This is a genomic window from Vibrio phycocola (genome assembly GCF_054404255.1).
The window spans coordinates 1-17254 of sequence record NZ_JBTAMQ010000015.1; the positions used below are offsets into that span (position 1 = coordinate 1).

The 17254-nt window shown below is 43.5% G+C and carries 17 protein-coding genes and 1 tRNA gene; 9 read left to right on the forward strand and 9 right to left on the reverse strand.

What is annotated here, in order from left to right; genetic code table 11:
* Nucleotides 1-219: agmatine deiminase family protein (locus tag ACXJY6_RS16685; protein ID WP_458769026.1), on the forward strand; the 219-nt coding region annotated here is incomplete at its 5' end.
* A gap of 447 nt (nt 220-666) precedes the next feature.
* Nucleotides 667-1104 (forward strand): hypothetical protein, encoded by a 438-nt coding sequence (locus ACXJY6_RS16690; RefSeq protein WP_458769027.1) that lies wholly within the window; start codon nt 667-669, stop codon nt 1102-1104.
* Between the two features lie 128 nt (nt 1105-1232).
* Here the strand turns inward: ACXJY6_RS16690 and ACXJY6_RS16695 are convergent.
* Nucleotides 1233-1309 (reverse strand) — tRNA-Arg (locus ACXJY6_RS16695).
* Between the two features lie 203 nt (nt 1310-1512).
* Between ACXJY6_RS16695 and folD the strand changes: the two genes are divergently transcribed.
* Nucleotides 1513-2370 carry a bifunctional methylenetetrahydrofolate dehydrogenase/methenyltetrahydrofolate cyclohydrolase FolD gene (gene folD / locus ACXJY6_RS16700; protein ID WP_456052505.1) on the forward strand — a complete coding sequence of 286 codons (858 nt, stop codon included), beginning with the start codon at nt 1513-1515 and terminating at the stop codon, nt 2368-2370.
* A gap of 115 nt (nt 2371-2485) precedes the next feature.
* On the opposite strand, the gene ACXJY6_RS16705 is transcribed toward folD, so the two are convergent.
* The gene (locus ACXJY6_RS16705; RefSeq protein ID WP_458769028.1) at nt 2486-3460 is read right to left on the reverse strand and encodes a lytic murein transglycosylase; all 975 of its coding nucleotides are present in this window, start codon (nt 3458-3460) and stop codon (nt 2486-2488) included.
* Nucleotides 3461-3479: 19 nt separating this feature from the next.
* Nucleotides 3480-3761, reverse strand: coding sequence for a YcgL domain-containing protein (locus ACXJY6_RS16710; protein WP_456052507.1), 282 nt, complete (start codon nt 3759-3761; stop codon nt 3480-3482).
* 197 nt (nt 3762-3958) lie between these two features.
* On the opposite strand from ACXJY6_RS16710, the gene minC reads away from it, so the two are divergent.
* The 3 genes from minC to minE are packed head-to-tail and all read left to right on the forward strand — an operon-like array spanning nt 3959 to nt 5788.
* On the forward strand, nt 3959-4687 hold the full coding sequence (gene minC, locus ACXJY6_RS16715) for a septum site-determining protein MinC (protein WP_456052508.1): 729 nt from the start codon (nt 3959-3961) through the stop codon (nt 4685-4687).
* Between the two features lie 19 nt (nt 4688-4706).
* Nucleotides 4707-5519 (forward strand): septum site-determining protein MinD, encoded by an 813-nt coding sequence (gene minD / locus ACXJY6_RS16720; RefSeq protein WP_456052509.1) that lies wholly within the window; start codon nt 4707-4709, stop codon nt 5517-5519.
* Between the two features lie 5 nt (nt 5520-5524).
* Nucleotides 5525-5788 carry a cell division topological specificity factor MinE gene (minE, locus tag ACXJY6_RS16725; protein WP_456052510.1) on the forward strand — a complete coding sequence of 88 codons (264 nt, stop codon included), beginning with the start codon at nt 5525-5527 and terminating at the stop codon, nt 5786-5788.
* 109 nt (nt 5789-5897) lie between these two features.
* Here minE and rnd read toward each other — a convergent pair whose 3' ends face one another.
* From rnd to ACXJY6_RS16755, 6 genes are all read right to left on the reverse strand, one after another.
* A complete protein-coding gene (gene rnd, locus ACXJY6_RS16730; RefSeq protein ID WP_458769029.1) occupies nt 5898-7034 on the reverse strand; it encodes a ribonuclease D in 1137 nt (378 codons plus the stop codon).
* A gap of 90 nt (nt 7035-7124) precedes the next feature.
* Nucleotides 7125-8798: a long-chain-fatty-acid--CoA ligase FadD gene (fadD, locus tag ACXJY6_RS16735; RefSeq protein WP_456052512.1), complete on the reverse strand. Its 1674-nt coding sequence runs from the start codon at nt 8796-8798 to the stop codon at nt 7125-7127.
* Nucleotides 8799-8837: 39 nt separating this feature from the next.
* Nucleotides 8838-9722 carry an alpha/beta fold hydrolase gene (locus ACXJY6_RS16740; RefSeq protein ID WP_458769030.1) on the reverse strand — a complete coding sequence of 295 codons (885 nt, stop codon included), beginning with the start codon at nt 9720-9722 and terminating at the stop codon, nt 8838-8840.
* Between the two features lie 45 nt (nt 9723-9767).
* Complete coding sequence (locus ACXJY6_RS16745; RefSeq protein ID WP_458769031.1) at nt 9768-10193, reverse strand: chromosome partitioning protein ParA; 426 nt, start codon at nt 10191-10193, stop codon at nt 9768-9770.
* 20 nt (nt 10194-10213) lie between these two features.
* Nucleotides 10214-10912, reverse strand: coding sequence for a tRNA (adenosine(37)-N6)-threonylcarbamoyltransferase complex dimerization subunit type 1 TsaB (gene tsaB, locus ACXJY6_RS16750; RefSeq protein ID WP_458769101.1), 699 nt, complete (start codon nt 10910-10912; stop codon nt 10214-10216).
* A 33-nt stretch (nt 10913-10945) separates the two neighbouring features.
* Complete coding sequence (locus ACXJY6_RS16755) at nt 10946-12865, reverse strand: DNA repair helicase YoaA (protein WP_458769032.1); 1920 nt, start codon at nt 12863-12865, stop codon at nt 10946-10948.
* Nucleotides 12866-13182: 317 nt separating this feature from the next.
* Between ACXJY6_RS16755 and purU the strand changes: the two genes are divergently transcribed.
* The 3 genes from purU to ansA all read left to right on the forward strand — a co-directional run bounded on the left by purU (nt 13183) and on the right by ansA (nt 17221).
* A complete protein-coding gene (gene purU, locus ACXJY6_RS16760) occupies nt 13183-14016 on the forward strand; it encodes a formyltetrahydrofolate deformylase (RefSeq protein ID WP_458769033.1) in 834 nt (277 codons plus the stop codon).
* 211 nt (nt 14017-14227) lie between these two features.
* The gene (sppA, locus tag ACXJY6_RS16765; RefSeq protein ID WP_458769034.1) at nt 14228-16072 is read left to right on the forward strand and encodes a signal peptide peptidase SppA; all 1845 of its coding nucleotides are present in this window, start codon (nt 14228-14230) and stop codon (nt 16070-16072) included.
* Between the two features lie 135 nt (nt 16073-16207).
* On the forward strand, nt 16208-17221 hold the full coding sequence (ansA, locus tag ACXJY6_RS16770; protein WP_458769035.1) for an asparaginase: 1014 nt from the start codon (nt 16208-16210) through the stop codon (nt 17219-17221).
* Nucleotides 17222-17254 lie beyond the last annotated feature (33 nt).

A 17254-nucleotide genomic window follows, 5' to 3' on the forward strand; every position in this document is an offset into this window, starting at 1 on the left:
GAGCGCAAATCAGGAGAACGTCTCGCGGCATCATATGCCAACTTTTTAATCAGTAACGGTCAAGTTATTTTCCCTAATCTAGACGACAAGTTTGACGATGCCGCAAAAACGATACTAGAAACTGCCTTTCCCGGCCATGACGTTGTTGGTATTAAAGCACGTGAAATTTTATTAGGTGGCGGCAATATCCATTGTATTACTCAACAGGTGCCTAGATAGCTATGCGATACACCTAATTTAGGAAGTGGTTACACAAGCATCGAACGTAGCACAACCACCGACGGCGTTAAGATGGCAATACCGTTTTACGATATTGAACCACGTACATAGACTGAAGACAGATGTCACAACGGATGATGTAAGGTAGGCGCTACTTTTTGACAGATAAGTAATCCACGGATATTAGCATCTCGAAGAGTTATTTCTTCCGATTGATTCCACAGGCTAATCATCTCATGGTAATCAGAGATTGTTATTTCTCGAATTTCTACAACTGTACTTTCCATAGGTTTTATAACGTCCCATTCACTCGCAGTATATGCTCTGTTCGCATTGTGGTAAGTTGATCCTCCGCAAAACCATATAGTTAGCAACGTGTACAATGGCTAGTTAGATTATTCTTACATGATCGAATATTCACTGACATTCACACACTGAGGAAACACAATGAAGTTAGTTGCCACCCTAATACTACTTTGTTTATTGAGCGTTTCTGCTCGTGCAGATCAACCTCTTGCGCCCAGACAATTTGAAGATTTGATTACTTCCTGTTTGCCTGGTGGTGTGCAAGGGGAAAACTGTTTAATAGAGAGTCTACTTAAATTTACAAAAAATAAGAAACTACGTAAGAAACTCCCTTCAGTGGTAGGTGGGTTGTTTGATCAGATTATTGGTTCTACAAAAATCTTTGCAGTACATCCAGTTCAAAGCAAAGCTCTTGGTGATTTTATAATCGAAGAAAGCTACATTATTGAAAAAGATAACGGAAGGTTCGCTCTATTGAAAGTTGCGTTTCTGAAAACTCTGGGGGTCTGGCAAGTGCACAACGTTAAGATAACATCAAAAGGTGAAACTATTAACAAGCAATTAGGCGTCAGTATTTAGCCTCGACAATAATTAAGCGGAAATACTGAAAGGAAAAGCGTCTTTATTGAGCGCAGGCGTCACCGAGGTTCCTCCTGAATGACAAAACCCCGATAACTCATTGAGCTATCGGGGTTTTATGGAATAAATGGCACGCCCTACAGGATTCGAACCTGTGACCACCTGCTTAGAAGGCAGGTGCTCTATCCAGCTGAGCTAAGGGCGCGCTGATGGAGGGAATTATACGAGTAACGAAGCGTAAATCAATCGCTTTATCAGATATTCTCACCTAAGTGCCTAAAAAGTTAGCACATCCAAAAATTTAACGCGAAATACGCACCATTAGCAAACGTTTGCCTGTGGAATATCACGCTATAATCTGCGACAATGCGCTCAAATTTTTTTGCGAAAAAATGTGAAAGGAAAACCATGACAGCTCAAAACATCGATGGAACACTAATATCTAAAACGGTACGCTCGGAAGTGGCGGCTCGCGTTAAAGCGCGTGTTGAAGCAGGACTACGAGCTCCTGGCCTCGCGGTGGTATTAGTCGGAGAAGATGCGGCTTCTCAGGTTTACGTAGGTAGCAAACGTCGTGCCTGTGAAGAAGTTGGGTTTGTTTCAAAATCGTATGATTTACCGGTGACAACCACGCAAGAAGAGTTGCTTGCAGTTGTTGATCAACTGAATGACGACCCTGAGATTGATGGTATTTTGGTTCAACTCCCTCTTCCTGCTGGCTTAGAGTCCACTCAAGTTCTTGAGCGTATTATTCCCGAAAAAGATGTCGATGGTTTTCACCCTTATAACGTTGGCCGACTCGCACAACGTATGCCAAAGCTTCGCTCTTGTACGCCTAAAGGTATCGTCACCCTTTTAGAGCGCTACAACATTGAGCTTCGTGGTAAACATGCCGTGATCGTTGGTGCATCAAATATCGTTGGTCGCCCAATGACACTGGAACTTCTGTTATCGGGTTGTACCACAACAACTTGCCATCGTTTTACCAAAGATCTTGAAGGTCACGTTAGACAGGCCGACCTACTTGTTGTTGCCGTCGGAAAACCGAACTTCATTCCCGGTGATTGGGTCAAAGAAGGCGCCGTTGTAGTCGATGTCGGCATTAACCGACTCGAATCTGGAAAATTAGCGGGCGATGTTGAGTACGACGTTGCAAAAACCAAAGCCAGTTTTATTACCCCAGTTCCTGGGGGTGTTGGCCCAATGACAGTGGCAAGTTTGATTGAAAATACCTTATTGGCCTGTGAGCAGTTCCACACCAAATAAAGTGCTGTAACTAAAGCATCAAAGAACGCCTTAAAATACACATAGCCCCAACCGTTTCACAACGATTGGGGCTATTTGATCTCTAGAGAATATTAGAACAGAGTAAAACACTAATTTAGCGACGAACGATTCGATCCGCCAACGTACTCACAGCAACACCAAAGTAATACGATCGATTCCATTTCATTAACACATTGTAGTTGTTGTAGATGAGATACGAACGTCCATTTACATCATCAGGACGAATTAACCACGCATGAATATCTTCATCTAACTTGGGCAGTGGATTGCCATTGAGACGAGTAACGCCTAATTCACCCCATTGCTGGAGGTATTTAGCTTTGTCTTTGGTACGACCTTCTAAATCGCGGCTCACTCCTTTTGGTACTTTTACCTCACGACCCCAAGTATAATCATCATCCCAACCTGATTGTTTTAGATAATTTGCGGCAGACGCGAAGACATCCAATTCAGTGGTCCAGATATCTTTCTTACCATCGCCATTACCATCGGCTGCAAAGTTCAAAAATGAGCTTGGCATAAATTGACATTGTCCCATCGCTCCGGCCCATGAGCCTTTCATGTTTGCGATAGAAATGTGCCCTTCCTCAAGGATCTTCAGTGCAGCCATGGTTTCTTTGCGGAAGAATTCTTCTCGGCGACCGTCGTACGACATCGTTGCCAACGCATCGATAACTTTGTACCCGCCGGTAAAGCGACCAAAATTACTTTCCACCCCCCACAAGGCAACAATGAAACGCGGTTGAACGCCATATTCATCACCAATGCGCTGCAAATCTTTATAATGCTTGTCATAGAGTTCGCGAGCTTGGTCCACTTTCCATTGCGGTACCGCACGTGGGATATATTGATCCAATGTCAGTTTTTTCTCAGGCTGGCTTTTGTCTGCCTTAACCGCTCTAGGTCGATGGGTTACGCCTTCAAATGCCTGATCGATGATATTTTGACTGATCCCTTCCTGTTGCGCTTGTTGTTTTAGCCCTTCAATGTAGGTATCGAACGGAACTTCATTTGCGCTTAATGGTAGGCTGAGCAACATGCCTAATCCAACTGACCAACTCAATCTCATTATTTCTCCTTGTTATCTGTCAGCTTTTATTTTGTTCTTTCTTGCGTAATTTATGTTCTTCTAAAAGGTTTTCTGGTGGCGGTGGCATTTGCAAAAAATAACCGTCATTGGTGAGCGATTCGGTCACCTTATCCACATCCACACGGGCAAGTGTTTTCCCATCAAGAAGCATTGTCATTACGAGTGTCGGTTTACCGAACATAGTCATCAATGGCTCAGGTACAGCAGAGAAATCATCTTTCTTTAGAATATAAAGGTAAGCACCTTCCTTCTTGGAACCTTTGTAAATAGTGCAGAGCATGGCGTAACTTTCCTAGTTTTTAATCAGTTTACTTGAAGTGATGTCGCAAAATAGAATTCATTTGCTATTTTGTGTGAATTTGAGTCAATTAAAAGTCAGATAACTTGCTGAATTCATACAGTGAATATAACATGGCAAGTCTAGTTTCAGGCAAGTTCCTTTCTGAATTGTTTCACTGGTTGAGGTCTATATTTTTAATGTCTACATCTCCTGACCTAAAAGGCAGTAGTTTTACGTTGTCAGTACTCCACTTGGCAGATAACGAAATTACCAATGTCGTCGATTTCCTAAAGGAGAAAGTAGCACAAGCTCCTGCTTTTTTCTCTTCAGCTCCAATTGTGATTGATATCTCTCAAGTGGAAGAAGACATCGATTATCACGCGCTAAAAGATGGCATATCTCAAGCTGGGTTAATCCCTGTCGGCATCACTGGATTCAAAGATAAACGAATTCAGGAAGAAGCGACAAATGCCGGCCTTGCCGTATTAAAAGCAAGCAAAACACCAAAAGTTGCGATTGAGGAACCAGCCGAGAAACCGGTGCCTCGCGCTCAAGTTGAGGCGGCACCTGTTCAAGCGTCGGAACCAGAAATGATTCCGACGAAGATTATCCGCACGCCAATACGTTCTGGTCAGCAAATCTACGCTAAGAATTGTGATTTAATGATTTTTAATAACGTAGGCGCAGGCGCAGAAGTTATCGCGGACGGTTCTATCCATATCTATGGCACATTGCGTGGACGCGCGATTGCCGGAGCAAAAGGTCATAAAGACGCCACAATTATTTGTAGCGACCTGCAAGCAGAACTGATTTCCATCGCTGGAAATTACTGGGTTAGTGATCAAATTGGTGAAGAACTTTGGCAAAAGCATGTCGTCGTTACCACAACGACCGATACCTTAAATGTCGATCTTCTCACAGTATAAGAATAAATAAGGAAAACAAATGGCACGCATTATTGTTGTTACATCAGGTAAAGGTGGTGTAGGAAAAACAACGTCAAGTGCAGCGATTGCCGCTGGACTGGCATTACGAGACAAAAAAACGGTTGTGATCGATTTCGATATCGGTCTGCGTAACCTCGATTTGATCATGGGTTGTGAGCGTCGCGTCGTCTATGACTTCGTTAACGTTATCAACGGTGAAGCAACGCTTAATCAAGCGCTAATTAAAGATAAGCGTTCAGAGAACCTATTTATTCTTCCTGCATCACAAACACGTGATAAAGACGCACTTAACAAAGAAGGCGTTCAGCGCATTCTTAATGAACTCAGTGAAATGGACTTTGATTTCGTTATCTGTGATTCACCTGCAGGGATCGAACAAGGTGCATTGATGGCACTTTACTACGCCGATGAAGCTATCATCACCACCAACCCTGAAGTCTCTTCTGTTCGTGACTCAGACCGTATCCTTGGCATATTAGATTCAAAATCGATGCGTGCTGAACAAGCAGAAGAGCCTGTTAAACAACACTTATTGATTACTCGCTACAACCCAGCTCGAGTGACGACAGGTGAAATGTTAAGCGTAGAAGATGTGGAAGAAATTCTTCACATTCCATTGCTAGGTGTTATTCCAGAAAGCCAAGCGGTACTGAATGCATCAAACAGTGGCGTACCTGTCATCTTTGACGAAGAGTCTAGTGCTGGCCAAGCCTATGGCGATGCCGTTGAGCGCCTGTTAGGTAATGAAGTGAAATTCCGTTTTCTGACTGAACAGAAAAAAGGCATCTTCAAACGACTATTCGGAGGTTAAGCGATATGTCATTACTTTCGTTTTTTCGTCCTAAGCAAAAAGCCACCGCGAATGTTGCTAAAGAACGTTTGCAAATCATTGTTGCAGAACGCAGAAGTCAGGAAGATCCAGCGCCAAGCTATCTTCCGCAGTTGAAGAAAGACATTCTTGAAGTGATTGCAAAATACGTCGACATTGATCCCAATATGGTTGATCTCTCTTTTGATTCAAAAGATGACGATATTTCCGTTCTTGAGCTCAACGTCAAGCTTCCAGATGAAGTGAAGTAGTTCAGGTTCAAAAACCAAAAAAGGGAATCAATCGATTCCCTTTTTTATTATTACTTTCGCATCTTTACCTGTGTTAATTCTTCGACATCATCAAATACACAGTTAACGTTTACATCTTGGGTGCAGTTGGGATAAGTTCTTGCAGCACTAGCCCCACAAGCTCTTTGCGCCATCCTTTCATCAAATCGGGTAGTTGCTCACTTCGTTTGCCTTCGGCTTTCCACTGATGGCTAATGAGCTGATTGATTTGCTTACGAGAAGCAATAAATTCTGGCGATAATCCACTTTGCTCCGACGCTTTTTTCACTTTGTCTTTAAGGGTCTTAAATAGCTGTTTATAACCGGGATAATCATTCAATGGAACAATCGCAGCAGGATAGTCTGCTTCGGCCACATCACCACTTTGCTTAACCAACTGGATGAGTTTTCGACCATGACGCTTTAACGCCATCTGATCGATACCTTCTTGCGCCATACTCTGTTCACTGGATAATTCCAAACGAGCAATTTGCAGAAGATCGTTTTCTCGGATAACAAAGTTGAGCGCAAGATCTCGCCTTTGTGCTTCATGGAGACGCCACTTGGCAAGAAGTTGTAAGGTTGCCAATGCTCTGGGTTTCAGGCTCCACGCCCCTTTGATATCAACGTACGCTAACTCGTCTGGGGTTGTTTGTAAGCGTTTATCGATTTGTAACTGAGACTCTTGCAGTGCAGACTCCCACCACCCTTTTTCTTGCACTTTTTCCAATAAGGCAGTGTATAGCGGGGCCAAATAAATCACGTCTGCCGCAGCGTAATCGAGCTGTTTTACCGTTAAAGGGCGCGCAATCCAATCGGCTCGAGATTCGCTTTTATCCAACTCAACACCCACATACTCTTTCACTAATGCTGCAAACCCAGTAGAGACGCCATAACCTAGAAACGCAGCAAGAATCTGGGTATCAATCATTGGGGTTGGCACACAACCTAACGCATGTTGAAACACTTCAATATCTTCACCACAAGCATGCAGTACTTTGAGTACTGAGGTGTCTTGCAGCAATTCTGCTAACGGAGTTAAGTCTGAAATCGCAACGGGGTCGATCAATGATGTAGTCGTTCCATCAAATAATTGAATCAATCCCAAGCGGGGATGGTAAGTTCTAATTCGAACAAATTCGGTATCAAGCATCACAGTGTCTGCCAATCTGGCAGCCTGACAGGTTTTCACTAGATCCTCGTAGTGGGTAATTATTTGATAACTCACCTAATTGCTTCTCTTATTTGATGTGTGGCTTATAAATGCATAATGCCGACGTTGTGTCGGCATTATTACGGATTGATCTAGTGAAGTCACTTATTTAGCATTATTTTCTTCACGGAGTGCGCGGCGTAATATCTTCCCAACACTCGATTTCGGCAATTCTTGACGAAATTCGATTAACTTAGGAACTTTATAACCGGTTAAGTTCTTACGGCAATGAGCAATAATATCGTCGACACTGAGCTTGAGATCTTTTCTGACCACATACAGCTTCACCACTTCTCCCGACACTTCGTGAGGTTGGCCGATCGCAGCCACTTCGATTACGCTAGGGTGCATGGCAACGACTTCTTCGATCTCATTAGGGTAAACATTAAAACCCGAGACCAAAATCATGTCTTTTTTGCGATCGACAATATAAATCAGCCCTTGCTCATCCATACGTACGATATCGCCAGTACTTACCCAACCTTCATCATCCAGGACTTCTTTCGTGTCCTCCGGTCGGTTCCAATACTGCGCCATCACTTGCGGGCCTCGAACTTGTAGCTCGCCAACCTGATCAAAGCCAACCACATCGCCATGTTCATTGACTAAACGAACCTCGGTTGAAGGTACGGGTACGCCAATCGATCCAGTGTAGTCTTTAGTGTCATAAGGGTTTCCCGCCACCAATGGAGAGCATTCGGTTAAGCCATATCCTTCGAGAAGATGAAGCCCAGTGATCTCTTTCCATTTTTCGGCCACCGCGCGCTGTACCGACATACCACCACCCACACATAGATGAAGATGATCAAAGTTAACTTCAGCAAATTCCTTATTGTTAACCAATGCATTGAATAACGTGTTGACGCCAGTCATAGCTGTCACATTGTGAGCTTTTAGTTCCTTGATAAAAGACGGAATATCACGTGGGTTGGTAATCAATAGATTGCAGCCACCCATTTCCAAAAACAGTAGGCAATTCACACTCAATGCATAGATGTGATACATCGGTAATGCGGTTACCACTAACTCTTTTCCAGATGTCAAAGCCGCACCATAAGCCGCTCTCGTCTGCATCAAGTTAGCCACCATATTTCGGTGACTTAATACCGCACCTTTCGAACCACCAGTGGTGCCACCGGTGTATTGTAAAAACGCCGTATCGGAGCTACTTATCTCTGGCTTGGTATACGGAAGATCACGACCTTTTCGCACCGCCTTTCGCATCGAAATCGCACCCGGCATATAGTATTTTGGTACCATACGCTTAACGTACTTCACCACGAAATTCACCACGGTGCCTTTGACACGAGGCAACATTTGACCAAGATTGGTTATGATGACGTGTTTAACGGAAGTGCGCTTTATCACTTGCTGCAAGGAGTTGGCAAAATTAGACACGATAACAATCGCGCTCACTTGAGCATCATTTAACTGATGTTCTAACTCTCGAGGTGTGTAGAGTGGATTCACATTTACCACCACCATACCAGCGCGCAAAATCCCAAATAATGCGACCGGATATTGCAATAGATTAGGCATCATCAGGGCAACACGATCGCCCTTTTCCAACTTGAGATCATTTTGAAGGTACGCAGCAAAAGCACGGCTACGTTCCTCAAGTTGGCGAAAACTCATCGTCGCGCCCATATTAATAAATGCGGTTTGCTCACCGTACTTAGCTACGGCCTGTTCGAATACTTCGATTAACGATGAATACTCATCAGGGTTAATCGTTTCCGGTACCCCATCGGGATAACGTTTTAACCATGGCTTTTCCACGTCGATACTCCTAAATATTGGCATGGTTGCCGATTATTTTTATTGTTGAAATGATATTGAGTTCCAATGTAAACAAACGAGTTGCGCTAAACGTTTCGGATGCTCTAAATGACAATAGTGGCCACCAGAGAAATGGTGTATCTGTACATGATCGGGCCGCCAACGCGATAGATCGTTACGTTGCGTCACCAAACCATTCTCAGCCACGACAATGTCGAATGGCACTTCTATCTGCGCTAAATAATGTTCAACTTGTTCACATGACATTCGATAAAGCGACTGGGCGCTTAATTTACTGTCTGCTCTCCATCGCCACTGTTGATCCGAGCATTCAACACCTCGCTCAACAAGAGCATAAACCAACGATTGATCTAACTGCGTCGTCTTCACTTTGTGCGCTAACGCAGCATCAAAACTGGCGTATCCTTTACGCGGCTTACTTCGAACACGATGGCGACTAATCACCCCGTTACGCAGTCGATCGACCGCATTATGAGACTCTTCGCCTAAAGGGCCAATACCATCAATCTGAATTAGGCCGAGCACTTGCTCAGGAAAGGCGGCACTATAGCAACTCGCTATTAATCCACCAAGTGAGTGACCCACCAAAACGCAACTTTTGAGAGATAATTTACGTAAAAGCTGATGAAGATCATCGATATAGTCGTGAAAAGGATAAAAATTGCTCAAATCTTTGTGACTTGAGTGACCGTGACCGACAAGATCAAATGCCACTTGGTGAGTGTTTGGCTCGGTTAATGCGACGTGCTCCATCACCGAATAAAAACTAGCTGCGTTATCAAGCCAACCATGAAGATAGACAATACTGGGTTTGTCGGCTGAAGGGGTTCCGTACTCAACACAGGCAATTTTGATGGGTTCTACGTCGACATAAAAGGCGCGCAATGATGTTTGAAATGTCATGATGAAGTTCTAAATTGAAAGGAAAGTAACCAACACCTAAAGAGGCTAAACATACATGTCGACACCCAACATTTGAGATAACTCTTCTCTCTTGTTGTGCGACATAACGTCAAAATACTGTTGCATTGCTTTACGCGATTTTCCTTCTGGAAGATCATATTGCACTTGGCTTTGTTGATAGTCATCGCTTTTCATTGCCTTGACCGATAAAGCAACGGCACTAGCAACGGCATTTTTTGAGCTTGGTGACGTAGCAACTGATCGGTTATCTGCACTCGGTACGGATTGAGCCGACTGGGTAGTGTGGCTTTTCTCCGTAGACTGAATTGAAGATGTCGAGTTGCTTCCACTAACGTTAGCGTTCGCCATCGTATTGCGAACAACACCCTGCCCTTGATTCGAGTTAGTCGAGTTAAGGTTAGTGCTATTATTGAGCAACACAAAGTTAGTTGAATTGTTAATCGAAACCATACTATTCCCCTGCCGTTATGCTACTCGCGCCCCGGCAATTTTTTCCACGCTACTTTATCTCGTAAATACACAGGACTCGACTCCTCGACCGTTACGCTTTCTCCTTTGGCGAAAGCAAATCTAGCCAAAAAAGCAATATCTTCGGCGTCGGGATACAGTACGTTTCCTGATATCGTCTTTAATTGTAGCTCAGATAATGCGTCGTGGTAGGCATTCCATCCTGTGCCCGCCTGCGTCCATACTTTATCGTCATTTGTTAACTCAACTAAATGCTGAGGTGGAATCACCACTTCCTCACCGACACATGCCCAATCGCCGTCTGACTGACGCTCATACCTTGCCCAATACACTTCTGACATACGCGCATCAATGGCACTCGCAACACAATCGCTCCCGGATTCTCGATAACTCCCCTGCGCCATTGCAGCAAGCGTAGACACAGGAATCATTGGCAACTCAGCGCCAAAAGCCAGTCCTTGGGCGATACCGATACCAATTCGCACGCCAGTAAAACTCCCTGGGCCCCGACCAAAAGCCAACGCATCAAGCTCAGAAAGTACGACTCCAGCCTCTTTTAATACTTCATCCACCATAGGTAGTACTTTCTTTGTATGGTCACGTGGCGCTACTTCTCGGCGGACGAAATACGACTCATCGTTCACCAAAGCGACGGAACAGTTTTCCGTGGAAGTATCAATTGCTAGAATTTTCATGCTTATATTGTTCTCTATTTATACGGTTCTATATTTAGGCTATTTGCACTCTGACTGCGTAAGAAATTGTGCAATGATATTCAAATCTCTTGTGCGAGGTATAGGCGGTAAACTTTTCAAAAAAAGCGCCCCATATTGTCTAGTAACCAAACGATTATCACAAATAATTAAAGCTCCACGGTCAGAGGTATCGCGTATTAAGCGCCCAACACCTTGCTTTAAAGCAATAACGGCATCGGGTAATTGAACTTGTGCAAAAGGATCGCCCCCTTGTATCCGACAATCTTCAATCCTTGCTTTCAGCAATGGATCATCAGGAGCAGTAAAAGGCAATTTGTCGATAATAACACAGCTCAGTGTATCTCCTCTAACATCAATCCCTTCCCAAAATGCACCTGTCGCGACTAAGAGTGCATTGCCCAATGTCATAAATTCCGCTAACGTTTTTTGCTTTGTGGTTTCACCTTGCAGTAATACCGGTAAGTCGAGACGCTCTCGAAACCGCTCACCCAAATCACGCATCATGCTGTGAGATGTGCACAAGAAAAAACAACGCCCTTGATTACTCTCAATAACTGGAGAAAGATATTCGACTAGCTTTTCAGCCATATCTGGACTATTTGGTTCTGGCAAGTAGCGTGGCACACACAAACGCGCCTGAGTCGCATAATCAAATGGACTGGGCAACGAAAACTGCTGCTTGGGCGTAAGTCCTAAACGATTGGCAAAATGGCCAAAGTCATTATTTACTGCCAGTGTTGCTGAAGTAAATACCCATGCCCCGGGTTGTAAACCCATTTGCTCATGAAATTTATCCGCAACAGAAAGCGGAGTGATATTTAAAGAAGCGTGACGCGGAGTGGTATCAAACCAGTAAGAATACCCGGGAATACTGACGTCACAAACACGTTCCAGTCGCCCTTTAATGTTGGACGCTCGCTCAAATGCGGTATCCAATAACTGACTTCTTCCCAGTGCTAATTTAAGTACTTCCAATGCAAAATCTAGAGACTCATTCAAACGTTCAATGGCTTGCTGCACTTCAACTTTCTCTAAGGCCTCACGCCAATTGCCACGAAAGTTCGAATCACCAAGTACAATTCGCAAATCTGCTCCTGTTTGCTGTACTTTTTGCGCGACTTTTTGCAACTGACGCATATCGCGCGCTTCAGTGCGGTAGCCAATTTCAATATCTTTTGCGAGTTCTTGAAGTTGCCGAGTCGACAACGACTGACCAAAGTATTGGCTGGCAATATCAGGTAATTGGTGGGCCTCATCGAAGATAAAGACACTCGCTTCAGGTATAAGCTCCCCAAAGCCAGTTTCCTTGATTGCTAAATCTGCTAGAAATAGATGGTGGTTTACCACGACGACATCGGCTTCCATCGCTTTACGGCGTGCTTTAGATACAAAACAATCGCTAAAGCTAGGGCACTCTTTTCCTAAGCAGTTATCATTTGTTGAGGTAATACTAGAAATGATAGGGCTATCTTCGGCAATGGCATCACAATCTCCCAAATCACCCGTTTTCGTTTCTGACGACCAACTGCGCACTTTTACCAGTTGTCCAAGTGAGTGTGAGTCAACATCGGGTTGGTGTGTTTCGACAATTTGTCGACTTAAACGATCGTGACACAGATAATTCGACCGTCCTTTTAGTAAGGCAACATTACCTGTAAAGCCCAATGCTTCCTTAATCAGAGGCAAGTCTCTGTGAAACAACTGCTCTTGAAGGTTTTTTGAACCCGTACTGATAATGACTTTTTGATTGCTCAATAAGGCGGGTACTAAGTAGGCAAAGGTTTTTCCTGTCCCCGTTCCGGCTTCAACCACAAGTTGACTTTGTTGCTGAATCGCTTGTTCAACCGCAACCGCCATATCAATCTGAGCTTGTCGCGGTTGAAATCCGTGAATGGCTTTGCCCAATGCGCCTTGGGAAGAGAATGCTTTGGTAATCATAGTAGAAAGCGTCTGTCATCAATACAGGGATTATGGCAGGTTTAAACCAACTGCGCGAACTCAATTATCACTTTAAAATAGACCTACGAATACTCGTTGTTCTTCACTTAATGTCAGGTCTTATCATAAAAAATTGACAACAAAAATGACGACCACAATGATTGGTTAAATCAAGACAAGGTAAATTAGTTTGGGTATTCAGTTGAAAGTCTCGGTAGAATAGATTAATTATAGCGCCTATAGTGAGAAGCGACTCGTCGCTTACCACACTCCTATTCAACAATTGAAGCTAAAAAATGTCGCCGGAACCCCTATTAATGGAAAAGAAAACGCTCCTTACACATTGTAATGATGCACCGGGTCTTATCTCTAAGATCACGAATATTTGTTACAAACATGAACTTAACATCGTTCACAATAATGAATTTGTTGATAATTCAACCAACCATTTCTTTATGCGTACCGAGCTTGAAGGATACTTTAATGATCGTACGTTACTCGCTGATCTATCTCATGCCCTCCCTGACGGCGCTGAGCACAGATTAGTGAGCTCTGGTCGAAAGAAAATCGTTATTCTTGTAACAAAAGAAGCGCACTGTTTAGGTGATATTTTGATGAAAAGCTACGATGGCAGCTTAGATGTTGAAATTGCCGCCGTAGTGGGTAACCACGATACACTTCACTCACTGACTGAACGTTTTGATATCCCTTACCACTATGTTTCTCATGAGGGCCTCAGCCGCGTAGAGCACGAAGAAAAGCTAAGTGCAGTTATCGACCCATATCAAGCCGATTATTTGGTTCTCGCAAAGTATATTCGCATACTTACTCCGAACTTTGTCGAGAAGTACGATAAGCGAATTGTAAATATTCATCACAGTTTCTTGCCTGCTTTCATAGGTGCTAAGCCGTACCTTCAAGCATTTCAACGTGGTGTGAAAATTATTGGTGCAACAGCGCACTTTGTTACCAATGACTTAGATGAAGGTCCAATTATTAAACAAGACGTTATTCCGGTCGATCACTCCTTCAGTGCGAAAGATATGGCACAAGCAGGTCGTGATGTCGAGAAAAACGTATTAAGCCGTGCTCTTAGTAAAGTTCTAAACGACCATGTGTTCGTCCACGGGAATAAAACGGTTATCTTATAAAACATCGAAAAATAAAATAAAGCGAGATAATCTCTGATTATCTCGCTTTTTTTGACTACATTTTATTAATACCATCGATATGATCCTCAATCAGTACTAGCAGCACATTTGTTCTATTATACTGAATCACGTAGGATTGATGACTATCAACTCAAAAACATACCAAGCTAATATCTCAATTAGAGAACAATTAGCGGAGAATAAAAAAAATATGCTGTTGAAAAACCTCGGTTGGATAATAAAAACAATTTGGAAAGGGATCACCTTTACTCGAGTCGCACTTGCTAATTTCATTTTCATTGCAATCATCGCCCTAATATTTGTCTCGTTCAATCAAAAGACTGAGACACAGCAGTCTATTATTGAGCCTTCTGCATTAGTCTTGAATATTAGTGGCCCGATTGTTGAGAAAAGCACTCGTGTTAGTGCTATCGATTCACTAGGCAATTCGGTGCTAGGACAATCCCTACCTCAAGAAAACGTCCTGTTTGATATTGTCGACGCCATTCGCGCTGCAAAAAGTGATGATAATATTACTGGAATCGTGCTCAGCCTCGGCAATATGGCAAATACGAGTATCACAAAACTTGATTACATTGCGAAAGCACTGCAAGAGTTTAAAACGGCTGGAAAGCCTATTTATGCCTCTGGCGACTTTTATAGCCAAAGTCAGTACTACCTTGCAAGCTATGCCGACAAAGTATTCCTCTCCCCAAATGGAGGTGTTCTACTAAAAGGGTACAGTAGTTATCCGATGTATTACCGCCGCCTGCTAGAAAAGATGGATGTGACAACTCACGTTTTTCGTGTTGGAACATATAAATCGGCGGTCGAACCCTTTATTCGCGACGGAATGTCCGCTGATGCCAAACAAGCTAACCTCGTGTGGTTAAATCAACTATGGGATCATTATCTAGAGAGTGTTAGCACCAACCGTAAAATTGAGCCTCAATCTTTAAAATTAACCGAAAAACAATTTATCAATCAATTCAAGCAAGCTAATGGCAATATGGCAACATTGGCTCTCAATTTAGGTTTGGTTGATGAGTTAGCTACTCGACCAATGATTAGAAAAGAACTTTCTGACATATTTGGTAGCGACCATGATGGTAGTTATCAACGCGTTAGTTTGTACAACTATTTATCGACGATTAATTTCTCTCAATCGCGTTCCTCCGATCAAATCGCCGTTATCGTCGCCAGTGGTGCCATTATGGATGGGCATCAACCAGCGGGTCGATTAGGTGGCGACGATATTGCCGCCCAACTGCACAATGCGCGGATAAACAGAAACGTTAGAGCTGTGGTATTGCGAGTAGATAGCCCGGGTGGCAGTGCATTTGCATCCGAAGTTATTCGTAACGAGATCGAAGAATTGAGAGCCGTAAACAAACCGGTAGTCGTATCAATGTCTAGCCTAGCGGCCTCAGGAGGATATTGGATTGCAATGAGTGCGGATAAAATTGTCGCCTCACCGACGACACTCACCGGCTCAATAGGTATTTTTTCAGTAATCCCTACGTTTGAAAAAGCTATGGAAAAACTGGGAGTTTCCACTGATGGTGTGGGTACAACGTTATTCTCAGGTGAAAGCGTAACAAAAGGCTTATCTCGTAGCGCTCAACAAACGATGCAACTTGCCATAGAGAATGGTTATCAGACCTTTATTTCTCTTGTATCAGAAAACCGAGATATTGGACTTGCGGAAGTTGATAAGATTGCTCAAGGCCGTGTATGGACCGGAAAAGATGCGTTAAACCTTGGTTTGGTTGACCAATTAGGCGATTTTGATGATGCTGTCAGTGCTGCAGCAACACTCGCAGACATTAGTGACTATAAGCTGCAATGGCTAAAAGAGCCTGAGTCAATGGCTGAACAGGTCCTAAATGAGCTACTTTCTGGTGCTCAAAGTCATATAAGTATTCAACTTGAGAGCATTATTCCTCCAGCACTAAAAGGCGTTTCGAATCAAGTACTCGCAGATGTTTCTCTCCTAAACCAGTTTAATGACCCTTACGGGCAGTACGCATTTTGCTTAACCTGCCAGACAGAATAACGTTTAAATTTATTCTAGAGAAGGAACTTCAAATTCTAAATCCGTACCAGATATGGCTTTTGAGGTTCCTCTTTTTATTGCAGTATAATTCGCTATAATCCACTCACCCCCCTCAATTAAATCGTCGATCTTTTCATGACAAGAAAACACATTTACATTGCCTATACAGGCGGCACTATCGGTATGCAAAAGTCAGATCATGGCTTTGTTCCTGTTGCGGGCTACATGAAAAAACAGCTTGAAAGCATGCCTGAATTTCACCGTTCAGAAATGCCCCACTACACCATTCATGAGTATGACCCACTTATCGACTCATCAGATATGAGCCCTAAAGATTGGCAGCAAATTGCAGATGACATTCGTGACAATTATGAAAAGTATGATGGTTTTGTGATCCTCCATGGTACCGACACTATGGCTTTCACCGCATCCGCATTGTCTTTTATGTTAGAAAATCTCGGCAAGCCACTAATCGTGACAGGTTCTCAAATTCCGCTTGCGCAGCTACGTTCAGACGGTCAAGCCAATTTACTTAACGCCTTACATATTGCTGCGAACTACCCCATCAATGAGGTGACTCTGTTTTTTAATAACCAATTAATGAGGGGAAATCGAAGTACCAAGTCCCATGCGGATGGCTTCAGCGCTTTTACATCGCCTAATCTACCGGCGCTACTCGAAGCAGGAATCAACATTAAACTCAGCAGCGGTGTGCAGCTAAACGAACCCGCCCCCGCACCGTTTAAGGTTAGTCGAATAATCCCTCAGCCTATTGGAGTGATTACGATGTATCCTGGAATATCGCATGAGGTTATTCGAAATACACTGCAACAACCTGTTAATGCGATGATTTTACTTACCTTTGGGGTCGGAAACGCCCCTCAAAACCCGCAGTTACTAGCTCAACTAAAGGAAGCGTCCGATCGCGGTGTCATTGTGATCAACTTAACTCAGTGTCTGGCGGGAAAAGTAAATATGGGAGGCTACGCAACAGGATGTTCTCTTGCTGATGCTGGCGTAATTAGTGGCTACGACATGACCCCAGAAGCGGCGTTAGCCAAACTGCATTACTTATTAAGTAAAGAGCTCGGCTATGAAGAAGTGAAGCGACAAATGCAACTTGTGTTACGTGGTGAAATGTCATTGTAATACTAAAACCTCACATCCTGGCCTGGTTCACCT